The following is a 21,668-nucleotide window of genomic DNA, read 5'->3' on the forward strand; positions in this document are numbered from 1 at the left end:
CAGGACCAGCACCCTCGCCCTCCTCGCCGCCACCCCACGCCGGAGCCGCTACAAGATCAGGAGCAGGGGTCCTTAAAAGGAATTTCCGCTACATACTGTTTCCATATCTCAGCGTTGAGTGATCTTTCCGTATTTCGACAAATGCGCTCCACGGCATTCTCGGCGTCCAGTTTCCACAGGTGGACTGTCTTGTCGAGCCCGGCGCTAGCAAGGGTTTGCCCGTCCGGACTAAAAGCCACTGAGAACACACTATCTGTATGTCCGAATAGAGCGCGGCCGACTTGTACTGGGCTGTTGCGACCCATCACATCCCAAAGCCGTACCGTTCTGTCGATCCCTGCGCTGGCGAGGGTGTGCCCGTCGGGGCTGAAAGCTACTGAATACACACCATGGAAAGAATGCGTTTGTTTTAGCACCTTTAAGTGTGCTGGATCGCGCACGTCCCACAGTCGCAGCTTGCCGGTAGCTTCGACGCTAGCAAGAGTGCGTCCATCCGGGCTGAATTCCACCGTTTCCACGCCGTTGGAGTGGTTTATTGGTTTACCCAGCGGCTTAGGGTGGGCTGGATCAGCCGTATTCCACAGTCGCATAGCCCGGTCGGGACCGATGCCCACTAGCATGCGCCCGTCGGGGCTGAACCTCAGGCCCCAAACTACCTTGAGCAGGACAACGGAGGCGCGACCCGGCGGTGGCGCAGCGGCGGCTCCGGATTGACCGAGAAACTGAGGATGGGCTGGGTCTGCAAGGCTCCACAGATGAACCGATCCATCCTTTGTGGCACCTGCCAATACCCGCAGGTCCCTACTTAGCGCGATTGCCTTAAGCCCTTTGGCATGTCGTGTCAGGAGTGGGCCAGCCTCAGTCGGATGATCTGGGTCAGTGATGTCCCATAATTGGACTGAGGCGTCGTTTCCGATGCTCGCGAGTGTGCGCCCGTCGGGGCTGTACTTCACCCTTCCGATACCTTGCGGGTGGGCGGCGTATATTTGTCTTGCTGACTCTGGGTGGTCGGCAAGACTTCGAAGGCGCACTGTCTGGTCCATCCCTGCACTGGCGAGAGTGTGCCCGTCGGGGCTGAACGCGACGGACAAGACGTCGCCGGCATGGTCGGCCAGAACTGTGTTGGGCAAGGTCCACAGGAGTACGTCTCGGTTGAGGCCGGCGCTGCTGGCGAGAGTGCGTCCGTCTGGGCCAAATGCCAGGGCCGCGACCCTAGCTGTGTGACCAATGACCGGCTGCCCCAAGGCCTCTGGATGCCTGGGATTGGTCATGTTCCACAGTCGCATTGTCTGGTCTGCTCCGGAGCTGGCGAGGACACTCCCGTCCGGGCTGAACGCCACCGTGTCCACCGATTTGGTGTGTCCGGTCAAGGCCGGAGCGAGTTGTTCGGGATGGTCGAGGTCACTCAAGTCCCATAGCCTCACCAACTTGTCCTCTCCGGCGCTGGCGAGGACGCTGCCGGCTGGGCTGAACGCCACCGACTGGACAGGTTCCGTGTTGGCCAAGGGTGAAGCGAGCTGTCTGGGGCTGGTCGGTTCGGTCAAGTCCCACAGCCTCACCGTCTTGTCGATCCCTGCGCTGGCGAGGGTGCGCCCGTCCGGGCTGAACGCCACAGAACTGATCGCGTCGGTGTGTCCGGTCAGGGGTGAGGAGAGCTCTTTGGGACGGGACGGATTCTCCAGGCTCCAGAGCCTGACTGTCTCATCGTCACCGCCGGTGGCCAAGGTGTGCCCGTCAGGACTGAATGCCACCGTATTCGGATAACCGGTCTGTTCGCCTACAATTTGAGCAAGTGGTTTAGGGGGAATGGGATCGGCCAGGTTCCACAATCGTAACTGGTTGCTTCCGGCAGAGGCGAGGATTTGCCCGTCGACGCTGAAAGATACTGACGTAATGATGTCCGTGTGGCCGGTCATGGGTGAGCCAAGTGGCTTTGCGTGATGCGGGTCGACGGTGCTCCACAATCGCACTGTTTTGTCGAATGAGGAGCTGGCAAGGATGGGTGCCTTTGGGCTGAAGGAAACTGACAGGACACCTTCAGTGTGACCTGTCAGTGGTGTTGACAGGGGGCCGTTCGCGTCAGTGATGAGTTGCGTCCGGAGGTTCTCATCGCGATGCTTCCGATAAGCGCCTATATCGAGTAGTGATGCAAGTGAAGTATGGAACGGGCGGAGCCTGTTGGCTTCCACTGTAATTTGCTGAGACATTGCAGTGTCGCGTTGCCTCTGCGCTGTGGTGCGCTGCTGTACGGCAACGACGGCAGTGACCGAAGCGATCAGGGCCAGAGCAGAGAGGGCTGCTATTGCGGTGCGCCGCAGCCGTGCGCCACGTTTCTGGTGCTGCACTGAGGTGGTGAGAAAAATGGACGCATCGATGCTGAGACGCTCTCTCTGGGGAGAAGCGGTCCAGGGGCGGACTTCCTCCAGCTTGCTACCTCGGTACAGCGTGCTCGATTCGCCGTTGTTCAGGACCCATTCGGCGGCGGCCTCCTCAAGCTTCTGCCGGATGATGTTTCCAGCACGATCATTATCGATCCACTGCCGTAGGCGGGGCCAGGTCCGCAGGAGGGCTTCGTGAGTGATCTCAACGGAATGCTGCCCCTGAACTAGTAGCCGACCTTCGGTAAACGTTTTTATGACGGCCGCAGCCGCAGTCGGATCCTCATTCGCTTTTAACAGGTCGGGATGGGAGACGCGCCGCCTGGTGTCGGCGACACCGTCACCGATCTTGACCAGACGCAAGAAGATTTCTTGTGCTGCGCGCTTCCCGGAAGAGTCCAGTTTGTTGAAGCATCTCTCAGCAGAGGCAGTAATGGCATGATCGATGCCGCCCGTTGCCTTGTAGCCCTCCACGGTGAGGACGTTGCCGTGCTTCTGCTGCCAAGTGGCCCGGAGTGCGTGTGCTAGGAGCGGGAGTCGTCCGGCTTCGTACCTTCCTGAGCCTGCAGAGTCTTCGGACCAGCTGCGTTGCGCAGGGGCGCCTAGGTCGCGCAGCAGCAGCTCTATGAGCCCTGGTTCGACTTCCAGGCCCATGTCCTGGGCCGGGAACTCGACTGCCTCCCGTAATCCGACCTCCGACAGAGGCCCGATGAGGAACTGGTCACTCTGTAGGGACGCCCGCAGTTCGGGATATTTGACGCACTGGGTATAGAAGTCTGACCGCAGACCGTACACAACCAGCGCGACCGGCGCTTCTCCGTCTGCAGTTGGTGCAGCCAGTGCCGAGAGTGAGCGTATGAATCTGCACCGTTCTTGCTCGTTCGCGCAGTGGGTAAACAGCTCCTCGAACTGATCGACAATCACAAGGAGACGTTGCTCCGTTGCGTCGGTGTCCCTCGCTCGCTCACGTAGAGCCTCGCGCGCAAGTGCGACCCATGCGCTCGGGTCAGCTGAGAGCGCCTCAGCTGCACGCTCGGCTCCGACGCCGATTGCCTTCGCAAGCTGTGTGGCCAAGGCCTGCAGTGGGTCGGTCGTCGGGGTAAGCAGCAGGCATGGCCACTGGGCCGATCCTGAAGGGCCCAGGGCGCCACGTCTCACCGCGGGCAGCAAGCCCGCCCTGAGGAGAGAAGACTTACCTGTACCTGAGGGGGCGACCACCGCCAGTGGACCACCGTCCCACAACCGGGCGCTCAAGCCGACCATCAGGTCAGCAACGAGCTCATCACGCCCGAAGAACCACCGGGACTGTTCGATGCGAAATTCGGCCAAACCGGGATACGGGCACTCCTGGGATTCGGCCTCAGCCTCTGCACGGCGCACCTTGCGGACACCGGAAACGTAGTGAAAGTGCAGGTCACGCTCCGCGACGATCAGGTCGTTGCGGGCCTGGAAAATCCGTGCTTGATCAAAGGCCTGTCCCTGAAGGTGGACGTGCTCCTGGTCTTCAGGCTCTTCGCCGGGGTTCACCGTTCGGTGTTGTGCAGGTCGCGTCCAGCTTGGTACACCCGCCCGCTACCGGATGCTTTCGCCTTCAGCGTCAGTGATCCGATACGGGACGCTTCATCGATGGGCAGGGCAGGAGTGAGGTGCTGTTCCAGCAGTCGTTCCAACTCACCTGCTTGGGAGGGATTTGCATGCAGGTACTGCTGTAGCCGAAGTTGCCAGACCGCTGCCAGAGCCCGTTCCGTGTCAGCGTCCTCCGCTTCCCTCGCTGCCAGAACCTGGGAACGAGTCTCTGCGAGTTCCACGCTCACCCCCTCTACTTGTTCGCCGGGGCCTCCCCGGCACCATGCCAGGACGGCCGTGCGGACGTGCTCCCATGCGTCCGTAGCCATGGCACCCACCAGAGCCGCCCCCGCAGCTGCGGCGATTGGATCCATCGCAGTCCCTCATCACTCTGGGTATTCGAGAATCCACAGTAGGTCCGCGAGATGTGCCCACCGACTCCAAGCGTTCTCTCTGTAGCGAAGTCTTTGCCAACGGCAGAACGGGCCATCCTCAAACCGCACCTCTGTACGCCCCAGCCGATCAACCTCCGCTGCGGCAGGGGCTGTTCGACATACCCCGCAACCGCGCCGTGCACCGGTTGGGCTTCATGCTTCCGCGTTGAACCAACCGGTGATCCGGTAGCGCTGGAGATTGTGTGGTGAGGCGAAGCCCATGACCCACTTCTCGCTCGCACGGACTTGCCCGCCTGGCGGTCCGTGAGGCGGGCAACGTCTCCTACGACACGGTGCGGGAGGCGATTGTCCGTCGGTGCGGCCTGGTGCCGGCAAGCGCCGGCTCGCCGGGCTGCTCGTCGGCGCCGCGCAGGAAATCGAGTCCTTCTACGACACTCGGGTCATCGAGCCGTGCACCGCCACCACGGTGTTGGTGCTCTCCATCGACGGCAAGGGGATCGTGATGAGGCCCGAGGCGTTGCGGGAGGCCCCCGGCAGGCCGTCGGCAAGCGGCAGCACACCTTCCGCACCCGCCTGGCCACCGCGGCGAAACCGCCCGAAAACGCATGGCCACTCTCGGTGCGGTCTCTGACGCCGAGCGCCGAGCCGGCCTCGCGCCGCCCTCATGACGTGATCGCCCCGCCCGGCAGCCGGACGGGAGACTACATCCCGCGGCCCGGACCGGTCGCTCAGGCCAAGTGGCTGTGCGGATCGGTCCAACACGACGCCGAGCATGTCGTGCGGCGGGTCTTCGAACATGCCGAGGTCCGTGCCCCGGGCCACCACCGGTGCTGGGTGGTCCTGGTCGACGGAGCTCGGCATCAACTCAAGCTGATCCAGGCCGAAGCCCGCCTGCGCAGCATCGACGTGCATATCGTCATTGAGCGTTTTCAGCTTCGCCACCCCAGGGTGATGCCGTGGCCCTCGTTTGAGTCCTGGAAGCTCCTCGGCTGGGCCCGCCGGGCACAGTGGGTTGTCTGTGAGAAGTCGCGGGCGGTCACTTCGCTGAGGGGCCGACCCTGCGCCTCGGGGCGGAAGTTGATCGTGGAGAGGGATGGAACACACGCTCGAAGTACCATCCCCGCAAGGCTCTCCGGCCGGGACTTCCCAACCTCCACAGTGGCGTAGTCGGACGGAGACATCCCCGTAGAGAGGACAGAGGGCAGAGGGCGATGAGTGTGACGGAGAGCTGGTCGCGTGTGATGAGTCTTCTTCGGGAGCACGCGCCGGCCGATCACGCAGATCTGCCAGGGCCCGCTACGGAGCAGATGCTCGCGGCAGCCGAGGAACGGATGGGTGTCTCCCTGCATGCGGACCTGCGGACGTGGCTGTTGCAGAACAATCTGGATCTGCCAGAGGGAGACGTCGACGACGAAGTGGCATGCTGCGGCTTCGACAGGTTCCCCGACGAGGGAAGCTTCTTTCTGGGCATCCGGGCGATGGAGAAGCTCTACGCGAACCGCTCCGCGTCCTGCGGATTCGACCCTCCGGACCAGCCGGACTACCCGTTCTGGCGTAACGAGTGGATCCCGTTCCTGTCGGACCAGGACGGCTGGACGGGAAAGTTCATCGATATGCGGGACGGGCACATCGGCAGCTGGTTCGTGGGTGACCCCACGGTCACGGGCGAGTACGAATCGATGGCCCAGTACTTCGACTCCGTGGCGGAGACGCTGACCAGGATCGCCGATGGAAGGTCCCCGGTCTGTCGGTTCACCGAAGGTCGACTTGTCTGGTCGTGAGACGGCTCCCAACTGGATGACGGCCCTTGCCAATCCGTCCTCACCCTGGAGCGGCAATGAGATTCATCAGCGTTGACTTTCCAGGGTGAGGATGGCTGCGGCGATGACGGTCATCCGGTTGGGGATGCAGCGGGCCCGGCGGAGGATCTGCCAGGACTTGCGTCGCGCGATGCATTCGTTCGACCGGTGCTCGTGCCACTGACAGGGCTCGGTTGATTGTCTGTTGGGTTGTGGTGAGGTCCTGGCCGGGAAGCCGTCTGATGGGCGTGGTCACCCAGGGGCCGGCCCCGATGTGGGCGCGGTCGGCGAGCATGGGAACGCCCTGGCGTTCGCAGATCCGGATGATGCGGTGGGTGCGGGCCGCGGTCAGGTCGTGGGTGCGGCCGGGCAGCGCGGGTGAGATCCACACAGCAGCTTGCCGGTGGGATCGGCCACGACCTGCGCGTTCACGCCGTGGCGGCGGTGCTTCTGGGAGAAGTCGGCCCGGCTGTCGCCGACGCGTTCGCACCCGGCGAGCGTCCCGTCGAGTAGGACGTGATCAGGATCCGTCTCGCGCAGGACCCGCAGCAGACCGGGTGCCCGGCGGGACAGGTGATCGACGACGGCCGTGACGTAGGCGTGGGCGGCCACGACGTATATGCCGAAGCCGGCGGTGATCTGCGTGAGCGTGTCGTGCCGGCGAAGGTAGACCAGGCCGACGAGGGCGCGCTGGTGGGGCGGGAGCTTGCAGCGTCGGTCACCCGATCAGTGGCCACTCTGAAAGAGCTCATTGACATCGTGCATGTCCTTGAGTACCTCTGGTCCGCCAGTCGGTGCTTACATGCCAAGGGTGACCAGAGTGCAGAGGCCTGGGTCGCCGCTCATGCCCTCGCTGTCCTCCACGGCGACGCCGTCCAGGTCGCCGACGCCATCCAGGTCCAGGCCGACCAGGCTGAGTTGAGCGGCGAGCACCGTCGCGGCGTCGATGTCTGCGTCGGCTATCTTCGCGCCAAGGCCGAGTTTCTGCGGTATGCCCAGGCCCTTGAGGCCGGATGGCCGATCGCCAACGGGATCATCGAGGGAGCTGGCCGGCATCTGATCACCGACCGCCTCGATATCAGCGGAGCCCGCTGGGGCCTCGACGGCGTCGAAGCCGTCCTGAAACTCCGCGCCGTCAGCTCTAGGTCCTGTCCGATGGGTCGTCCACCCGGCCTGAGGAGATCGGATGGACGGATCGAGTAGGGGGTGCCGGTTGCCGAGCGCGCTGTGGCTGCCGTATGACGTGAGTGTTCTCGCGGGCCTGGGTGTCGGCGGTGAGGCGGCTTCTGGGCTGGTAGAGCGGGGGTTGCCTTCCGACTGCACGCGCATGTTCGTGCGGGACTCGGGTCGTGAGCTGGATGTGCGAGACCTTCCGCCGGGCCGGGCTGCGTTCCTCGGTGCGTTCGAGGACGGCGTCAACACGTACTGGCTGCTGCTCGACAGCGGTGAAGTGTGGATGGTCAGCGGCTATGAAGGTGATGGGGATCGGCAGTACGGGCTGGTCAGCTCTTCGGTTGCTGGTCTGCAGAACGTCCTGGAGGTGTGGGAGGCGTTCGCCTGCTCGGGAAGGAGCGATACGGACGACGACTACGAGGACTACGTCGAAGACGTGATCGAGCGGGCCCGGCAGGGCGATCCGAAGGTGTTCGAGGATGAAGAAGAAGCCTGGTGGTCACGCGTTTTCGAGGAAGTCGAGCTCGGCGTCCTGGTCCCGGAAGAAGAGGTAGGGCCGCGGACACGGTGGTGACGGGCTGAGCCACAGCCGGATCGCCCGACCGTGACCGTTCCGTGGAAGACGTAGGCCCGCTTCTCGTAGCGGGTGGCGACTGTCGTATCGGGTGGCGACTGCGCGGAACGTCTTGAGCCGGTTGATGGTGCGTTCGACCTCATGGCGACGCCGGTAGACCATTGTGTCGAAGCCGGTGGGCCGACCGTCCTTGCTGCCCCGCCGTTGGCGGTTGGCTTGCTGGTCCCCGGGTTCAGGGATCGTGTGATTGATCTGTCGACGCCGCAGGTACCGGCGGTTTCGTCGAGAGGAATACGCTGTGTCTCCCCCGAAGTGGTCTGGTCTGGTCGGGTGTGTGGGCGTCCACCGCCCGACCTTGGGAATTCGACCTGTTCGAGCACAGGTATGAACTGCGGGGCGCCACCCCACTGTCCAGGCGTGATGACGAAGGCCAACAGGCGACGACCACCCTCGCTGGCCAGGTGGATTTCGCAGTTCAGCCCGCCCCGAGAGCGGCCCAGGCCTTCGTCGGAACGGTGTCTGACCGGGCGACTGCGGCGGCCCGGAATTCGTGGCGCGCGGCTGAGGGCACCGGCTGCGCGCTGGTGTGCTCGGCAGGACGTCGAGTTGACGCTCACCATGCTCCAGTCGATCCGGCCCTCGGCATCAGCGTCGGCTTGCACGGCCCGCAGGATCTTCTCCCACGTGCCGTCCGCCGACCATCTGCGATGACGATCGTGAACCGTCTTCCACTTGCCGAACTGGGGCAGCAGATCCGGCCAGGACAGGCCGGTCCGCTGCCGGAACAGAATGCCGTTGATCACCCGTCGGTGGCACTGCCAATGCCCGCCCCCGACCGCGGTTACGCGGCAGATGTCGCTCCAACCGCTGCCACTCGTCTCACAGGACCCGTCGGACAGGACCCAGCAGCCTGCATCACGCTTGTTGTGGAAGGACATTCGGAAGGGGAACAGCCCGAAAGTGGGAACTTGTGTCATACATTCGGCGTTTTTCACCTGCGTGGTGTGTCTGGAGTGGGTCCTGCCGACGATGACCATCAGGGCCCGACTATCGACTCTCGACAGGAGCGTGTTGAACGTCGCACGCGGAGATCCGGCAACACCGGAGGCGACGGCGTGTCAGGCGGATAAGCACCTGCGAAGAGCACGGTCTGAAGTCCGTACTGCGAATGTAATGTGACGTCACCTCTGATGGCTTCAGGAATCCTTCCCGCGCTTTCCGTGGCTATGGAGTGATGCGGTGAGCCGTCTGGAGCAATATCACTCTTCTGCGGATGTTCGGTCATGCATTTCTGGCTCCGATGCGTTCTGCTGAAGTCGACAGTGGCCCGACTTCTTACTCGACGGGTCTCAACGATGTCAGGAGTTACGTTGTCCACCTTCATTCCTGCCGCTCTTCGCGGTAGACAATTGTCGCGCAGAGTCGGTGCGCTGGGTGTGGTGCTGCCGGTGCTGGCTTCCGGAGCAGTGCTCGCCGTGCCGTCCGCTTATGCCGATGCCGGAGACGGCAGTGCAAAGATCCGTGTGGTGCGCGAGGTCAACGCCAACGGCAAGTGGGACGAGGTGCTGGAGCCCGGCATGGCCGGGGTCACGGTCGTCCTGACCGACGCGGACGGCCGCAGCGTCACCGGCAAGACTGCCGCGGACGGGACGGTCACGCTGAGCCCGGGCGCCCAGCTGCGCGGCGGCAAGTACCGCATCGAGGCCAAGAATCCCAAGCCGGGAGTGCTCTTCCCGGGGTTCGCGTCGCCCAAGGACGATCTGGACGACCCGACCGTCCTGTCGTCGAACGTCGAGTTCGTCGACCTCAAGGGCGGCAACTCGGCCGAGATCACCACGTCGTTCTGGAACCCGGGCGACTACTGCCAGAAGAACGCCGAGCTGGTCACCGCGTGCATCGGCAAGGACATCGAGGGCTTCTCCGAGCCCGACAGCCGCCGGACGCTGGTGGGCTTCCCGTACAACGCCCGCGGCAACGACAACCAGACGACGGACCTGTCGGACAAGGGCACCACGGGTGCGCTGTACGGCATCGGCTGGAGCAAGCAGAAGAAGTGGGTCTTCTCCGGTGCGCTCGCGCGCCGCGGGGCCAAGTACGGTCCTGGCGGTCCGGGGGCGATCTACCTCACCGACCGTCAGTCCCAGCAGACCACGCAGTTCGCCACGGTCCCCAACGTCGGCAGCACGGCGCACGACATGTCGATGCCCGACATGGACCTCGCCTTCAGCCCGAAGGTGACCAAGGAGTCGCTGGGTGACGTCGAGGTGAGCGAGGACGGCAAGGACCTCTACGTCGTCAACCTCAACGACCGCAAGCTGTACCGCTACGACGCCACCCAGAAGACCGCGGCGGCTCCGAAGGCGTCGTACGCGATCCCCAACCCGGGGTGTGCAGCGGCCGGTGACTGGCGTCCGTTCGGTCTGGGCGTGCAGGACGGCACGGTCTACGTCGGCGGCGTCTGCTCGGCCGAGTCGAGCCAGAGCAAGGCCGACATGCGGGCCGTCGTGCAGACGTTCGACCCCAAGGGCGGCACGTTCACCGGCACGATCATGGACGAGAAGCTCGATTTCCCGCGCGGCCAGGCCGACACCCTCGGCGGCAACTGCAAGGGCGCCGGCTGGTACCCGTGGGCGGACGGCTGGCGCGACGAGCAGGACGGGAAGGCCTGTGGTCTGCGGTACGCCTACCCGCAGCCGATCCTCGGCGACATCGTGGTGGACACCGACGGGGACCTGATCCTCGGCTTCCGTGACCGTCACGCCGACCAGACGGGCGCGCAGATGCGCAACAAGGTCGGAGGCGGCCTGGCCGACCCGGCGTCGGGCGGTGACTTGAACCGGGCCTGTAAGAAGGGCGGCAAGTTCGTCCTGGACGGCAACGGCGGCTGCAAGAACAACGCCGCGACGAACCCCACCGGCGGGCAGTCCGACGACGTCAAGGAGTACTACCCCGGCGAGTACCGGACCGGCTTCCACCAGGAGTCGGCGTTCTCCGGCATCGCACTGTCGAAGGTCGAGGACTACATTGCATCCTCGGGCATCGACGTGATCGACACGACGTACAACAGTGGCACGATGTTCGTCAACCGTGACGGATCCCGTGACCCGAAGGTGGGCAACCAGCTCACCACCACCTTCGGCAAGGGCGGCTCCATGGCCGACCTCGAAGTGCTGTGTGACGAGGCCCCGTTCCAGATCGGTAACCGCGTCTGGTACGACAACGGCAAGCGCATGAAGAACGGCATCCAGGACCCGGACGAGAAGCCGGTCGTGGGCGCCACGGTCAACCTGTACGACAAGGACAACAAGAAGATCGGCACGACGAAGACCAACGCCCGGGGCGAGTACTACTTCGACTCGACGCTGGTCAAGAACGTCGACCCGGCCGACTGGGTGTACGGCCGCAAGTACTTCGTGCGGATGGACAACCCGGCCGACTACGCCGCGGGCGGCGTGCTGGACGGCTACCAGCCGTCGCAGTTCGGCAACGGCGGCAACATGGCCATCGACTCCAACGGCAAGCCGTACGGTGACGGCGGCCGCTTCTCCGCGGCCGACGTCGAGATCGACGGTGCCGGGGAGAACGACCACGACATCGACTTCGGCTTCCACAAGCCGACCCAGATCATCCTGAGCAAGGTCAGCTCCAAGGACAGCAAGCCCGTCCAGGGCGCGGTCTTCCAGCTGTGGCAGGAGTCCAACGGCCAGGCGGGTCTGCAGCGCACCGGTTCCAAGCCCGACAAGCGGCGCGACGAGTGCGCGACCGACGTCCAGGGCAAGTGCACCTTCCCCAAGATCATGGTCGGTAGCTACTACCTGGTGGAGACCGCGGTCCCGGACGGCTTCGAGCTGCCCGTGGGCACCAAGGCCGTCACCGGACCGCTCAAGATCACCGAGAAGAACTGCGAGTTCAACCCGCTGCGCGTGACCCTCAAGAACAAGCCCAAGGAAGACGACAAGAAGAAGAAGTAGCAGCCCCCCCCCGGACACACGGGGTAGCGGCGGTCTGGAGGGAACCCCGGCGCGACGGGTAGAGAACTCCACTGATGGGACATTTGTTCCATTTATTTGCTAGGGGAAGGTCCATCATGAAGTGCGGAATTTCGTCGCGGGTGGGGGTGGCCTGCGCGGTCGCGGCGGTGACCGCCGCCACGCTCACCGCGCCCGCTGCGGCATCGGACTCGGCTGCGGGAGCTTCCCGCGCAGCGGCGTCCACGGTCTTCGCAAATCCCGGCGCAGCTCTCTATTCGGTGCCCGAGGGAGCCCGTTCGCTCGTCGTCGAAGTATGGGGCGCCGGCGGAAACGGAGGCACCTCAGGCATGGGCGGATACGGCGGGGGCAATACCGGGGGCGGAGGCGGGGGCGGAGGTGCAGGCGGCGGGGGCGGCGGCGCCTACATCAAGTGCCGAATCTCCCAGGTCCGCAGCGCGGAGCCGTTCCTCGTGACGGTCGCAGGAACCACACTTCTCTCCCCCGGCACAAGCAGCGTGCGGAACCTGCTGGGCGGAGCACGGGTAACGGCCGCCCGCGGAGGAAATGGCTCCGACGGTCACAACGGTTACAACGGCTATGGCCGTACCAGTTCCTACGGTGCCATCGGTGGCGGTGGCGGCCACTACGGCACCGGCGCCCCCGGCGGGCAGACGACCACCTGCGTCGGCGGCATCCGGCTCTCCGCTGTAGAACTCGAACGCCAGGGCGGTAGCCAGGGCGCCAACGGGACCGCAGGGGAGACTGGAACGGATGGCACGTATGGCTACGGCAACGGAGGACGCGGAGGCGACGGCGGCAGCGGCGGAGCGGGGCACGCCGGGTTCGGTGGCGGAGGCGGCGGTGCCAGCGGCTGTGGCGGTGAAGGAAGGAACCAACGAGCCCACGGCACCCCGGGTGTCGGCCCTGACGGAGCCACGACCGGGGCCGCATGCGCCTCCTTCTCCCACCACGCCCGCGGAGCGAACGGCCGCGTAGTCATCACAGCCTCGTGATCCAACCTCTCCTACGCACTTGGCCACCCCCGGACATACGCGGGTGGCCAGGTGTGATGGGAACGGTCATTCAAGAGGCCATGGCGCGGCAACCGCGGCATTCGGTGTCCATTCCCTGCCGATCTCGTCGAGCGCGCCCCGCTGCTCCGGCGCGAGCTTCTCGGCCCGCTTGCGCACGTTCGAGATCTACACTCCCGGCTTGAACGACACTCTCAGCGCCCGCCCGAGCGCTTTTTGCCCCCTCGCCGGACCCACCCGACTGCTCCTCATGCTTCCTCGGCTCCCGCAGAGGCCCCTCGCGGGCATGAAGCTGCTGCGCTGCCCGCAGGTTGAGCCTCCCCTTGGTGTCCTGTTGGTGTCCTGTGTGCGCTTCACCGGCCGTTCGCCCTCACCGGCGGGTTCGAGTGCGAGGGCGCACCGACACCTCGGCCTGCCGCCGGCGGTGCTGGTCACCGCTGCCGGCGCGCACGATGTTGTGCTGGTCGAGGTCGGTGGCGCGGAACCGTCGGACGCTGTCCTTCGGTCCAGGCGAAGCCGGCGAGCGAGCGCGTTGATGGTCCAGCCACCTTCATCGGCGGGGCGCAGCGTCATGACTCGCCGTGCAAGGCGTAGGTAGACACCGCTTCACCGAAAGCCTCGGTCACGTCAACAGGAACCGTCTCTTCCTGTAGATCCGCGCACGCGGCTACCACGGCCGACGTCAGGCCGGCCCGGGGAGCCGGGAGTCCAGGGCCGCCTGCGCCAGGCCGGTGCCTGGTCCGCCCGTACCTGCGGACCGGGCGTCGACTGTCGGGCGGCGCGTTGCCACCACGGCCTCGCTGGTATCAACTACCTCCACAGGTATACGAGTTGAGGCCCACGTTGCATCCGCGCCCCTTTGAAGGAGTCGCTTCATGAGCGGTCCGAACCCGGACAGCACAGGATCACCCACCCCTGTTCCACCGACCCCGGCACCTGCCCCGCCGCAGCCGCACGTACCGCCCTCCCCGACGCCTCCCCCCACGCCTTCCTCCCGCCGTCTCGGCGAATGGGCCGCGGTGGTTTCCGCGCTGGCCGGGGTCGCCGGTGTACTTCTCGGCTTCTTCGGGCTCCCCACCGTGCTGAACTCCCCGACCGCACGGGCATCGGCCCCCGCACCGCAGCCCACCGTGACGGTCACCCACACCGTCGGCACCGGCCCGGCCTCCCAGGCGCCGCCGGACACAGCGCCCCCAGTCCCGAACCCCACGATCCTTTCCAAGGCCAACATCCGAATGCCCACGGACTTCTACATCCTGCTCGCGGACAACCCCATACAGCTCCACGCACCGGACGGCCCCCGGGGCGACATCATCTACAACTCCTTCAACGGACTGGAGTCCCGGGGAAACCTCGTCAAACTCGACCCCGGACAGAAGGGCTCGCTGGAGGAGTGCAAAGCCGATACCCGCTACACGAACATCATCAGGAAGGCCGCCCTGACCAAGGGTTCACGCATCTGTGTACTGAGCAGGGACCACGTGGCCCTGGTCACGGTCCGCGAGGGCCCTCAGACGCGTGACGACGGTGACTTCCTCACGATCGACCTCACTGTCTGGCCCTAGCCGGCGCTGTGACCGCATGGGTTCACCGGGATTGGGAGGGAGTGGAGGTGGCGCGGGAGGTGAGGGCCTGGGCCGTTCGCGTGGAGGGTTCACCAGCAAGCTCCACCTGGGCGCGGACGGCCAATGCCGACCCTTGTTCCTGATCGTGACTCCCGGCCAGCGGGCTGACTGCACTCAGTTCATCGCTGTGCTGGACAAGGTCCGCGTCCCGAGATTCGGCGGGGGAAGGCCGCGGGTGAAGCCAGACAGCCTCGCGGCCGACAAGGCGTACAGCAACGGCCCTGTTCGCAAGTATCTGAGGCAACTGGGTATCCGCCACACGATCCCGGAGAGGACCGACAGCCAGGCCGCCCGCCTGCGTAAAGGCTCACGTGGTGGACGGCCACCAGGCTTCGATGAAGAGCGGTACAAGAAGCGCAACACCGTCGAACGAGCCATCAACAGGCTCAAGAACGCCCGGGCCGTCGCCACCCGATACGACAAGCGCGGCTACGTCTACCTCGGCACCGCTACCGCCGCAGCCCTCGTCATCTGGCTCCGCACATGATCGACCCGGCAGCGGCTACGCAGCGGAGTTCGGGCCCGTCTTGCCTGTGAAGGGGAAGAGCGGATAGCCCTCCGTGCACTGGCCTCCGGGCGGGTGGTAAGGCCAATCCATCCCGACCCGGTACAGCAACGTCAGTGCGATGACGGCCACGAGCGGTGCGAGCCACATCGCTGCCCGCCCACCCCGAAGGGGCCACCTCCGCAGGGCGAGTTGGAGCAGAAGCAGTGTCAGAGTCATGCAGAGCCACACGACAAACAGCGTCATCAGCAGCCCTACGTTGTTGCTGGCGTCGTTCCCGAGGGGACAACTCGCCCACGACCGACCGGTCCACACTGTGCCGCCGTACGCGCCCATGGCGGCGAGGGCGGGAGCCAGCAAGTACCAGCCGAACCCCGGGGCAGAAGCGGGCGCCCTGCCTTCCGCCCTCGACACGTGCATCCCTACGCCTCCCCTAAACACCGTGCCGCAGGGTGACCGGGCAAGCGGACCGGTCTACATCCCCCGCAGCGACCGAGGTACCTCTCTCACACTGACCAAGGACGGATCAGTTCGGTTCCCTCGCGAGCCGCTTTGCCGTGATCGGGCGGACAGGTCCTAGGGCCGCAGATCGACGGAGTCGGGTCGGTGTCCTCTGTCATCCGACCGAGGCGGTTGACAGCGAACCCAGTCGTTTCGACTTGGGTGCGGATCCTTGGAAGGGGAGCGTTCTCCCAGCTCAACATGCTCCGCCTCAAGAGATCCGTAGACGAGGCCCGGGGTTTGGCCGATCATGAGGTGAGTACCCTCGGCATGTGATCGATTACGGCATTGCTTTGCCTCACTACCGTCTCCACGTCGTGCCTGCGGTCGTGGCGCTGGCCAGCCCAACCTGGCAACGAGAGGTGTGGCTCGACCTGGATCAGTTCGAGAACCTCGATCACGTGGTGCACGTGCTGTTCGACGACTTCTGCGAGGCGGACAATCCGTCACGTTGGCTCGGGCAGAGCCTCCGTACCGAGGAGGAAACCGAGCTGATGGCACGTCTTGGTGCCGCCTACGACGCAGTGCAGGACGCGGTCGGTGCTGATGCCGAGGACGAGGCATACCTGGACTCGCCGGACTGGCCCGCTGTCGTTGCCGCGGCAGCCCGGCTGGCACAGGTCCTGGTGACCAACGACCTCACGGCACTGAGCAAACTGCACGAAGCCGGACATCGCTGGCCGTTTGAATCCGAGCAGAAGGTACCCGAGGCCGGTACCCCGTAGCGGGAACGGTCATAGCCGCCCCCATCCGATATCAGTCAGCTCACCCCGTTCATCCGCCCCTGCCTCGTCCCTTCAAAGGCTCTCGGGGGATGGGCTGAGCTGGGAAGATGCTGATTGCTGTGTGGTGGCCTCGTTGGGGTCCTACCGTGGCGTGGTGGAGATGGGCGCCATGGTGTCTTTGCCGGAGGAGCTTCAGGCGCGGGAGGCCGCGGCACGGCAGTGAGTGGAGGAACTCCGGGCGGAGGCTGCGGAGTTGGCTTCGACTGGAGAAGGCCCGGGAGGATCTGTCGCGGCTGGAGATCACGCGGGAGACCGTCGCGCAGGTGCTGGCGGAGCTGTCGGCCGCGGAGGCCGCCGGACCGGGCGTTTCGGCGGGGGATGTGCCGGAACCGAACAAGACGTCGGCGCCTCACGGCAGCGGGGTGACGATAGGGCCGTCGTGTCGGCCTCACGGCAGCGGGGTGACGATGGTGCCGTCGTGTCGGGAGGGCCTGGTCGTGGCGGTGCTGCCGAGTACTGCCGGACTGCCGCGCACGTCTTCCATCCGCCCGGCAGCCGCGAGGCGGAGATCTGGGCCGCGGACAAACTCACCGTGATCCTCGCCGGACACGCCGACCGCGCCGCCACCGAGATGACCGCCCGGGCCGCGGCCGAACACCTTCCCGCCGCCCGTCGCGAGGCAGTCACCACCTGCCACCGCTACCTAAGGGGCTGGGAAGACGACGCGTGAACACCAACGTCTTTACCTCACCCCTGACCAGCAGAACTACCGCCTCACTGCCTGATCCAGACTCTCTCGTCCAAAGGGCCGCATCCCCTGGGATACCTTCCGACACCATGGAAGCTGTCTATACCGCCGTCCTCCTGGCCGTGCTTGTCGTCATGACCACATGGTGGCTGCTGGCTTCCATCGCAGCGGGTTTCGCCATCAGCCTCGGCATCACCATCGCACGACACGGCACGCAGACATGGTGCGAGCCCGGTTTCTGGAAGCGGCTCGGCATTGCCTCAGCACTGGCCTGCACAGCCGCCGTTGGCTATGGGATGTCCACCATGCAGGGCCTCCTCAAGTTGGACGCCGACGACCCCTGCACTGCCGACGACGACCTGGACGACCTGATGGGTGATCACCCAATGATGGACTGGCCGCTCAGCGACACCAGTTGCGGGTACGAATCGGTACCTGACCTCGTCAACCCGGCGATATGCGTGTTCGCCATTCTCTTCTGTGCGTCCCTGATCGCCATGTCAGTCACCCTCATCACATCCAAGCGGAAGCCCACGCCTGAGCCTGAACAGCTTGCTTAACCCCTCAGCTGAACTCGGATGCCGCGCGCACTCAACCTGGGTCGGCCGATCGGCCCGGCTACCGAACGCTCAGCGGTCGCCCAGCTCAACGCTTCACTTCAAAGGATCCACACCCTTTCGACTTCCTTGCCAGTGAACCCAGTCGTTTGGGGCGATGGGGTGGGGTACCGGTCGTGGTGAATCTTGCGAAGCCGTGCATCAAGTCGTCGTACGTGGACGCCCTACTCGATCAGCGGGCGGGAAACGAAGCCAGGGCAAGGTCCCACTGGTCTGCCGCGCGAAGCAGACCAGTCGTATCTACCTGGACCTCGACGAAGTACTGGTAGATGTCTGCTCCGTTTTCACCCTGCTGCCAGGGGGGTTCCGCCTCCATGGACAGGTGCATTCGGATCACCGCACCGTCCTTGCTTCGATCGGTGAGACTGAAGGCCAGGACCGGCTCGACGAACCGTATGTCCGGAGATAACGAGCCGTCGGCCTCAGGCCCGGTCACCGCAACCGTTCCAGCCGCCACCGCGCGCAGCCAAGCGGACACCTGGCGGGCTTCATCGACCAGCAGACAAGGATCAGCGAAGGCCCAGGCGCCCTCCGGAGTCGTCACCGAGCCACTGATGACCAGCCAGTTGTCATCGTATGGATCGTCGCGGACCGCGGTGAACTGGTACCGCAACGGGCAGAGATCGACACTGCTTTCCTGACCATCCAAGAACATCGACAAAGGGTGCCACTGATTGCCTCAGTACGGCACAGCCCCTCACCACACTTCAACGCCACCCCCTGGGTGATAGTGGCCAGTTGGATCTCCCCACTGGCGGACAGCGAGCGGGGAGTTGACTGGCCGTCATCGGTCACGCTGTGTGTGGGATCGGGCCGATGCCCGCGCACCATCTGTTCTCCGGTGCCGACAGGAAGCGGTCCTCACTGGGTGGGGCGCAGGGCGGGGTTGAGGGTGAGGCGGTTGTCGGTGGGGTGGTGGCCTTCGGGACTGAAGGGAGGTACTTCGGCGGGGAGGCAGTCGGCGATGAGCAGGCAGTCGTGGTGGCGGTCTTCGGCGGTGGCGGCGATGAGGGGTTCGCCATCGGGTGCCCAGATGCCGGAGTTGCCCTGGTACTGCCAGGCGCCGGCGGGTACCTGTTCCCAGCCGCGGCGGTTGGCGTAGGCGATGAACAGGCGCCAGATGCTGGCCATGGCCGGGATGATGTGGCGGGTGGCATCCTGGTAGGGGACCTGGCTCATGGTGCCGCCGGCCAGGCGGAAGTGGCCGTCCGCAGCCGTGGGTCCGATGACGATCTTGGCGCCCTGTTCGGCGAGGTACTGGTACAGCGGCGGGAACTCGCACTCGTAGCAGTTCAGCACGCCTACTCCGATGCCGTTCAGGGTCACGACGGGCGGCAGGTCCTGGCCGAAGGAGTAGTTGCGGCGTTCGGCGGCCCCGTACAGGTGGGTCTTGCGGTAGTTCGCCGCCACCAGCCCGTCGGACGCGATCACGCTGATCGAGTCGTAGAACGCGTTCCCGTCCCGCTCGGGGTAGGGCAGGACCACGGCCAGGCCGTGCTCCTTGGCCACCAGCCGCGCCCGCTCGATGGAGGGGCCCTCACGGTGCTCGGCCAGTTCCCGGCACTGCTCGGGACCGATCGCGTAACCGGTGGTGTACTTCTCCGGGAACACCACTGTCTGGCAGTCGTAGTCCGCTGCCAGTGCGGCCACCTCGGCCAGACGCTCCAGGTTCTGTTCCACTGCCTCCCGGCTGCCGACCGGGCCCTGGCCCTGGTACAGGGCCACCCGCAGCCCTTCACCGAACGCCGGCGCAGTGCGCCGGGCGGAGCGGAACACGACACGTACAGGCTGCGACATCGACAACGGGATCCTTCCGCGGCTGGCGGTCCGGGCGACCGCCCGCAGCCAGAACGATTCAGCACGCCACCGGACACCACGACAGGGCCGTAAGAGGCAAGGCCCCCACCTGATCAACGACGGACACCAGCCGCGCCCCACCTCACGATGATCATCAGCTCCGAGTACTCGGACCCGACGCGAGCTCCTTCGAGGCCCCGACGGCGACAACACCAATCACGGAACGTCACATCAGAGCTGGCCGCGCCCGGGGAATTCTCGGTGGCCGCTGTCACACATCACTGCGACTCGTTTCCGTGACAGGAGATCCGCATGCAGCCAAGCCTGATCGAAAGAGCTACTTAACGCAGTCGCGCCGTGGCGAGGCAGATCTTGAAGGCGCAGGGGACGTGCCCGTCTGACGTCGTCATATCCCTCACCTCGGCAAAGAAGGCCTTACGCAACCGCTCCACAGTCGCGCGATCGAGCGGGCCAAGATCATAAAGGCTGGAAACTGCAGCCCATACCTGCTCCACTGGTCCGCTCAGATCTATAGGAACGGTCTCCCAGCCCACCGCCGCGAAGCCTGCTGGTCCGAGGACTTCATCGAGCCCCTCGCGGCTGCGTGTCCTTTTGTCCCCCAATGCCGGGATGCGCTGCGAGGCCGGCGTCTCCTCAATCGTGCGCCGCAACAGCGTGAGGAATCGTTCATAAGCCTCGCCGCCTACGGCCCCGCCTCCCACCACGCATGCCAGAACACCTCCGGGAGACAGCACTCGGGCAACCTCAGCTACGACTTGCTCGATCTCGCTCATCAGCATCAGCGCCATATGAGAAACGCAGGCGTCGAAGCTGTCGTCGGCGAAAAGAAGTTCCTGTGCTCGGCCTTCTTCCAGCTTCGCTTCGGAAAGAGTCGGTCGACGTCGTGCCAGCGCCAGAGAGTGCGAGGACAGGTCCACTCCCGCGAGTTTTCTCCCGGCCTTTCGGGCCAGGAACTCAAGCAGTAGGCCATCGCCGCAGCCAAGGTCCAGCACGCGCGTGCTTCCAGAGACCTGATCGCACAAGATCTCGTAGCTGGACCGACCGTCCGGAGCACGGCCACGGCCGAACGCCTCTGCGGTCACTGCTGGGTACTCGGCGTGGAACGCCTGCAGAAATGCTTCTTGCGGTGCGGTAGTCGTCACTCGCCCAACCTACGACGCAGGCCTTTCACGCGGCCGTCCTTGAGTCCGGAAAAGGTCGGTTGCGGTCGCGGAAGAGGTGGCCGACTGTCTGCGTGCCGCCGGGTACGGCGTGGTGACCGAGCATCCGCACACCGACCGGCCGATCCTTACTGGCTGATCATCGGCCGTGCTGCTTGCGGCACGCGGCGACCGTGTCAGGGTCGGCGATCCCCTGCGCCCAGGATTCCCTGTCAAGTCGGCGTGTTGAGATCTGCTGCCTTCTCCGAGCATGCCAGCCGTTCAAGCGGGTGGGGGCGGCGGTCAGGCTCTGGCCGACGTACGCGGCTGCGTTGGGGGCGGGCAGCTCGCGGGGCGTGACGCGGTGGCCGGTGGAGGCGGGGTCGGTGAGGCGGTCCACGCGGAATAGGTGCCACGCGTCGTGGCCGGTGTCGTAGGCGACGAGGTACGAGACGGGGTCGGCGGCGACCAGGGCGTGCGGCTCCACGCGGCGCGGTCCCGTCTCGCCGCTGCCACGGCGGTAGGTGAAAAGTGACCGTCTCGTGGTCGCGGCAGGCGGCGGCCAGCAGGGCCAGGGTAGAGGGATCGGCGGTGGGGCGGTGCTCCACGGCACCGGTAGCCGGGAGGCGGCCTGTAGGACTTCAATTGGCCTACATCTGCGCCAGTATCTCCCCCAGCACTTCCCCAGCCGTGAAAGGCCAGCAGTCACATGACCAGCATCAAGCTCGTTCAAGAGTGGGCGGACGCCTACCACGACCAAGACTTCCACCGGCCCGGGGCGCTGAACACCGACGACATCACCTAGCCTGCCGGGCCTTCGAGCTCACGCTCACCGGCCGCGACGCCTGGGTGCGCCACGTGCAGGAGCACTCGGCTGCGGCACCCGCCCGGAAGCTGACCCTCACCAGGGCCACCGCCGACGGGGACGCCGTCGCCGTCGCTTACAACTTCGCCGCCACCAGCTCGGGGACGCGCCCGGGCCTGCCCCCGGCAGAGAAGCCAGGCAAGGTCAGCCTCTGCACAGTCCTGCAACTGAGCGGCGGCAAGATCGCCTCGCAGGTCGACCACCCCGGCGGCCGTTGACCGCCTCCCCAAGGCGTCCG

Annotated in this window: 14 protein-coding genes and 4 pseudogenes; 9 read left to right on the forward strand and 9 right to left on the reverse strand. The window is 65.4% G+C overall.

The window, feature by feature from the left end; genetic code table 11:
• Window positions 1-56: 56 nt before the first annotated feature.
• The 3 genes from ACWGIG_RS06395 to ACWGIG_RS06405 all read right to left on the reverse strand — a co-directional run bounded on the left by ACWGIG_RS06395 (window position 57) and on the right by ACWGIG_RS06405 (window position 5,281).
• Window positions 57-3,905 carry an nSTAND1 domain-containing NTPase gene (locus tag ACWGIG_RS06395; RefSeq protein ID WP_453320381.1) on the reverse strand — a complete coding sequence of 1,283 codons (3,849 nt, stop codon included), beginning with the start codon at window positions 3,903-3,905 and terminating at the stop codon, window positions 57-59.
• The gene (locus ACWGIG_RS06400) at window positions 3,902-4,186 is read right to left on the reverse strand and encodes a hypothetical protein (protein WP_453320382.1); all 285 of its coding nucleotides are present in this window, start codon (window positions 4,184-4,186) and stop codon (window positions 3,902-3,904) included. The genes ACWGIG_RS06395 and ACWGIG_RS06400 overlap by 4 nt, the downstream gene beginning before the upstream one ends.
• A 579-nt stretch (window positions 4,187-4,765) precedes the next feature.
• Entirely contained in the window at window positions 4,766-5,281 is a 516-nt protein-coding gene (locus tag ACWGIG_RS06405) for a hypothetical protein (RefSeq protein ID WP_453320383.1), read from the reverse strand.
• Between the two features lie 299 nt (window positions 5,282-5,580).
• Between ACWGIG_RS06405 and ACWGIG_RS06410 the strand changes: the two genes are divergently transcribed.
• Entirely contained in the window at window positions 5,581-6,120 is a 540-nt protein-coding gene (locus tag ACWGIG_RS06410; protein WP_453320414.1) for an SMI1/KNR4 family protein, read from the forward strand.
• Between the two features lie 66 nt (window positions 6,121-6,186).
• Here the strand turns inward: ACWGIG_RS06410 and ACWGIG_RS06415 are convergent.
• Window positions 6,187-6,861 (reverse strand): annotated as a pseudogene (locus tag ACWGIG_RS06415) (transposase family protein); the annotation flags it as partial.
• Between the two features lie 490 nt (window positions 6,862-7,351).
• Here ACWGIG_RS06415 and ACWGIG_RS06420 point away from each other — a divergent pair.
• On the forward strand, window positions 7,352-7,885 hold the full coding sequence (locus ACWGIG_RS06420; protein ID WP_453320384.1) for an SUKH-4 family immunity protein: 534 nt from the start codon (window positions 7,352-7,354) through the stop codon (window positions 7,883-7,885).
• Window positions 7,886-7,891: 6 nt separating this feature from the next.
• Here ACWGIG_RS06420 and ACWGIG_RS06425 read toward each other — a convergent pair.
• A pseudogene (locus ACWGIG_RS06425) lies at window positions 7,892-8,749 on the reverse strand (IS5 family transposase); the annotation flags it as partial.
• Window positions 8,750-9,294: 545 nt separating this feature from the next.
• Between ACWGIG_RS06425 and ACWGIG_RS06430 the strand changes: the two are divergent.
• The 6 genes and pseudogenes from ACWGIG_RS06430 to ACWGIG_RS06455 all read left to right on the forward strand — a co-directional run bounded on the left by ACWGIG_RS06430 (window position 9,295) and on the right by ACWGIG_RS06455 (window position 17,551).
• Window positions 9,295-11,856 (forward strand): SdrD B-like domain-containing protein, encoded by a 2,562-nt coding sequence (locus ACWGIG_RS06430; RefSeq protein ID WP_453320385.1) that lies wholly within the window; start codon window positions 9,295-9,297, stop codon window positions 11,854-11,856.
• A 1,906-nt stretch (window positions 11,857-13,762) separates the two neighbouring features.
• Window positions 13,763-14,452, forward strand: coding sequence for a hypothetical protein (locus tag ACWGIG_RS06435; RefSeq protein ID WP_453320386.1), 690 nt, complete (start codon window positions 13,763-13,765; stop codon window positions 14,450-14,452).
• 16 nt (window positions 14,453-14,468) lie between these two features.
• Window positions 14,469-14,999, forward strand: a complete 531-nt coding sequence (locus ACWGIG_RS06440) for an IS5 family transposase (protein ID WP_453320387.1) — start codon at window positions 14,469-14,471, stop codon at window positions 14,997-14,999.
• A gap of 791 nt (window positions 15,000-15,790) precedes the next feature.
• Entirely contained in the window at window positions 15,791-16,243 is a 453-nt protein-coding gene (locus tag ACWGIG_RS06445) for an SCO4402 family protein (protein WP_453320388.1), read from the forward strand.
• A gap of 508 nt (window positions 16,244-16,751) precedes the next feature.
• Window positions 16,752-16,964, forward strand: a pseudogene (locus ACWGIG_RS06450) (ISKra4 family transposase); the annotation flags it as partial.
• A gap of 116 nt (window positions 16,965-17,080) precedes the next feature.
• Window positions 17,081-17,551: a hypothetical protein gene (locus tag ACWGIG_RS06455; RefSeq protein WP_453320389.1), complete on the forward strand. Its 471-nt coding sequence runs from the start codon at window positions 17,081-17,083 to the stop codon at window positions 17,549-17,551.
• Between the two features lie 229 nt (window positions 17,552-17,780).
• Here ACWGIG_RS06455 and ACWGIG_RS06460 read toward each other — a convergent pair whose 3' ends face one another.
• The 4 genes from ACWGIG_RS06460 to ACWGIG_RS06475 form a co-directional block, all read right to left on the reverse strand.
• Entirely contained in the window at window positions 17,781-18,263 is a 483-nt protein-coding gene (locus ACWGIG_RS06460) for a WapI family immunity protein (protein ID WP_453320390.1), read from the reverse strand.
• Window positions 18,264-18,469: 206 nt separating this feature from the next.
• Window positions 18,470-19,405: a nitrilase-related carbon-nitrogen hydrolase gene (locus ACWGIG_RS06465; RefSeq protein WP_453320391.1), complete on the reverse strand. Its 936-nt coding sequence runs from the start codon at window positions 19,403-19,405 to the stop codon at window positions 18,470-18,472.
• Between the two features lie 341 nt (window positions 19,406-19,746).
• Window positions 19,747-20,568 carry a class I SAM-dependent methyltransferase gene (locus tag ACWGIG_RS06470; protein WP_453320392.1) on the reverse strand — a complete coding sequence of 274 codons (822 nt, stop codon included), beginning with the start codon at window positions 20,566-20,568 and terminating at the stop codon, window positions 19,747-19,749.
• Between the two features lie 157 nt (window positions 20,569-20,725).
• The gene (locus ACWGIG_RS06475; protein ID WP_453320415.1) at window positions 20,726-21,319 is read right to left on the reverse strand and encodes a helix-turn-helix transcriptional regulator; all 594 of its coding nucleotides are present in this window, start codon (window positions 21,317-21,319) and stop codon (window positions 20,726-20,728) included.
• Window positions 21,320-21,405: 86 nt separating this feature from the next.
• Here ACWGIG_RS06475 and ACWGIG_RS06480 point away from each other — a divergent pair.
• A pseudogene (locus ACWGIG_RS06480) lies at window positions 21,406-21,648 on the forward strand (ester cyclase); the annotation flags it as partial.
• Window positions 21,649-21,668 lie beyond the last annotated feature (20 nt).

Source organism: Streptomyces sp. NPDC054863 (assembly GCF_053610825.1).

Bases quoted from the DNA above. Each gene is read 5' to 3' on its own strand.
- ACWGIG_RS06455 (WP_453320389.1), top strand. From the start codon at position 17,081: ATGGAAGCTGTCTATACCGCCGTCCTCCTGGCCGTGCTTGTCGTCATG.
- ACWGIG_RS06465 (WP_453320391.1), bottom strand. From the start codon at position 19,405: ATGTCGCAGCCTGTACGTGTCGTGTTCCGCTCCGCCCGGCGCACTGCG.
- ACWGIG_RS06460 (WP_453320390.1), bottom strand. From the start codon at position 18,263: ATGTTCTTGGATGGTCAGGAAAGCAGTGTCGATCTCTGCCCGTTGCGG.
- ACWGIG_RS06410 (WP_453320414.1), top strand. From the start codon at position 5,581: ATGAGTCTTCTTCGGGAGCACGCGCCGGCCGATCACGCAGATCTGCCA.
- ACWGIG_RS06440 (WP_453320387.1), top strand. From the start codon at position 14,469: ATGGGTTCACCGGGATTGGGAGGGAGTGGAGGTGGCGCGGGAGGTGAG.
- ACWGIG_RS06435 (WP_453320386.1), top strand. From the start codon at position 13,763: ATGAGCGGTCCGAACCCGGACAGCACAGGATCACCCACCCCTGTTCCA.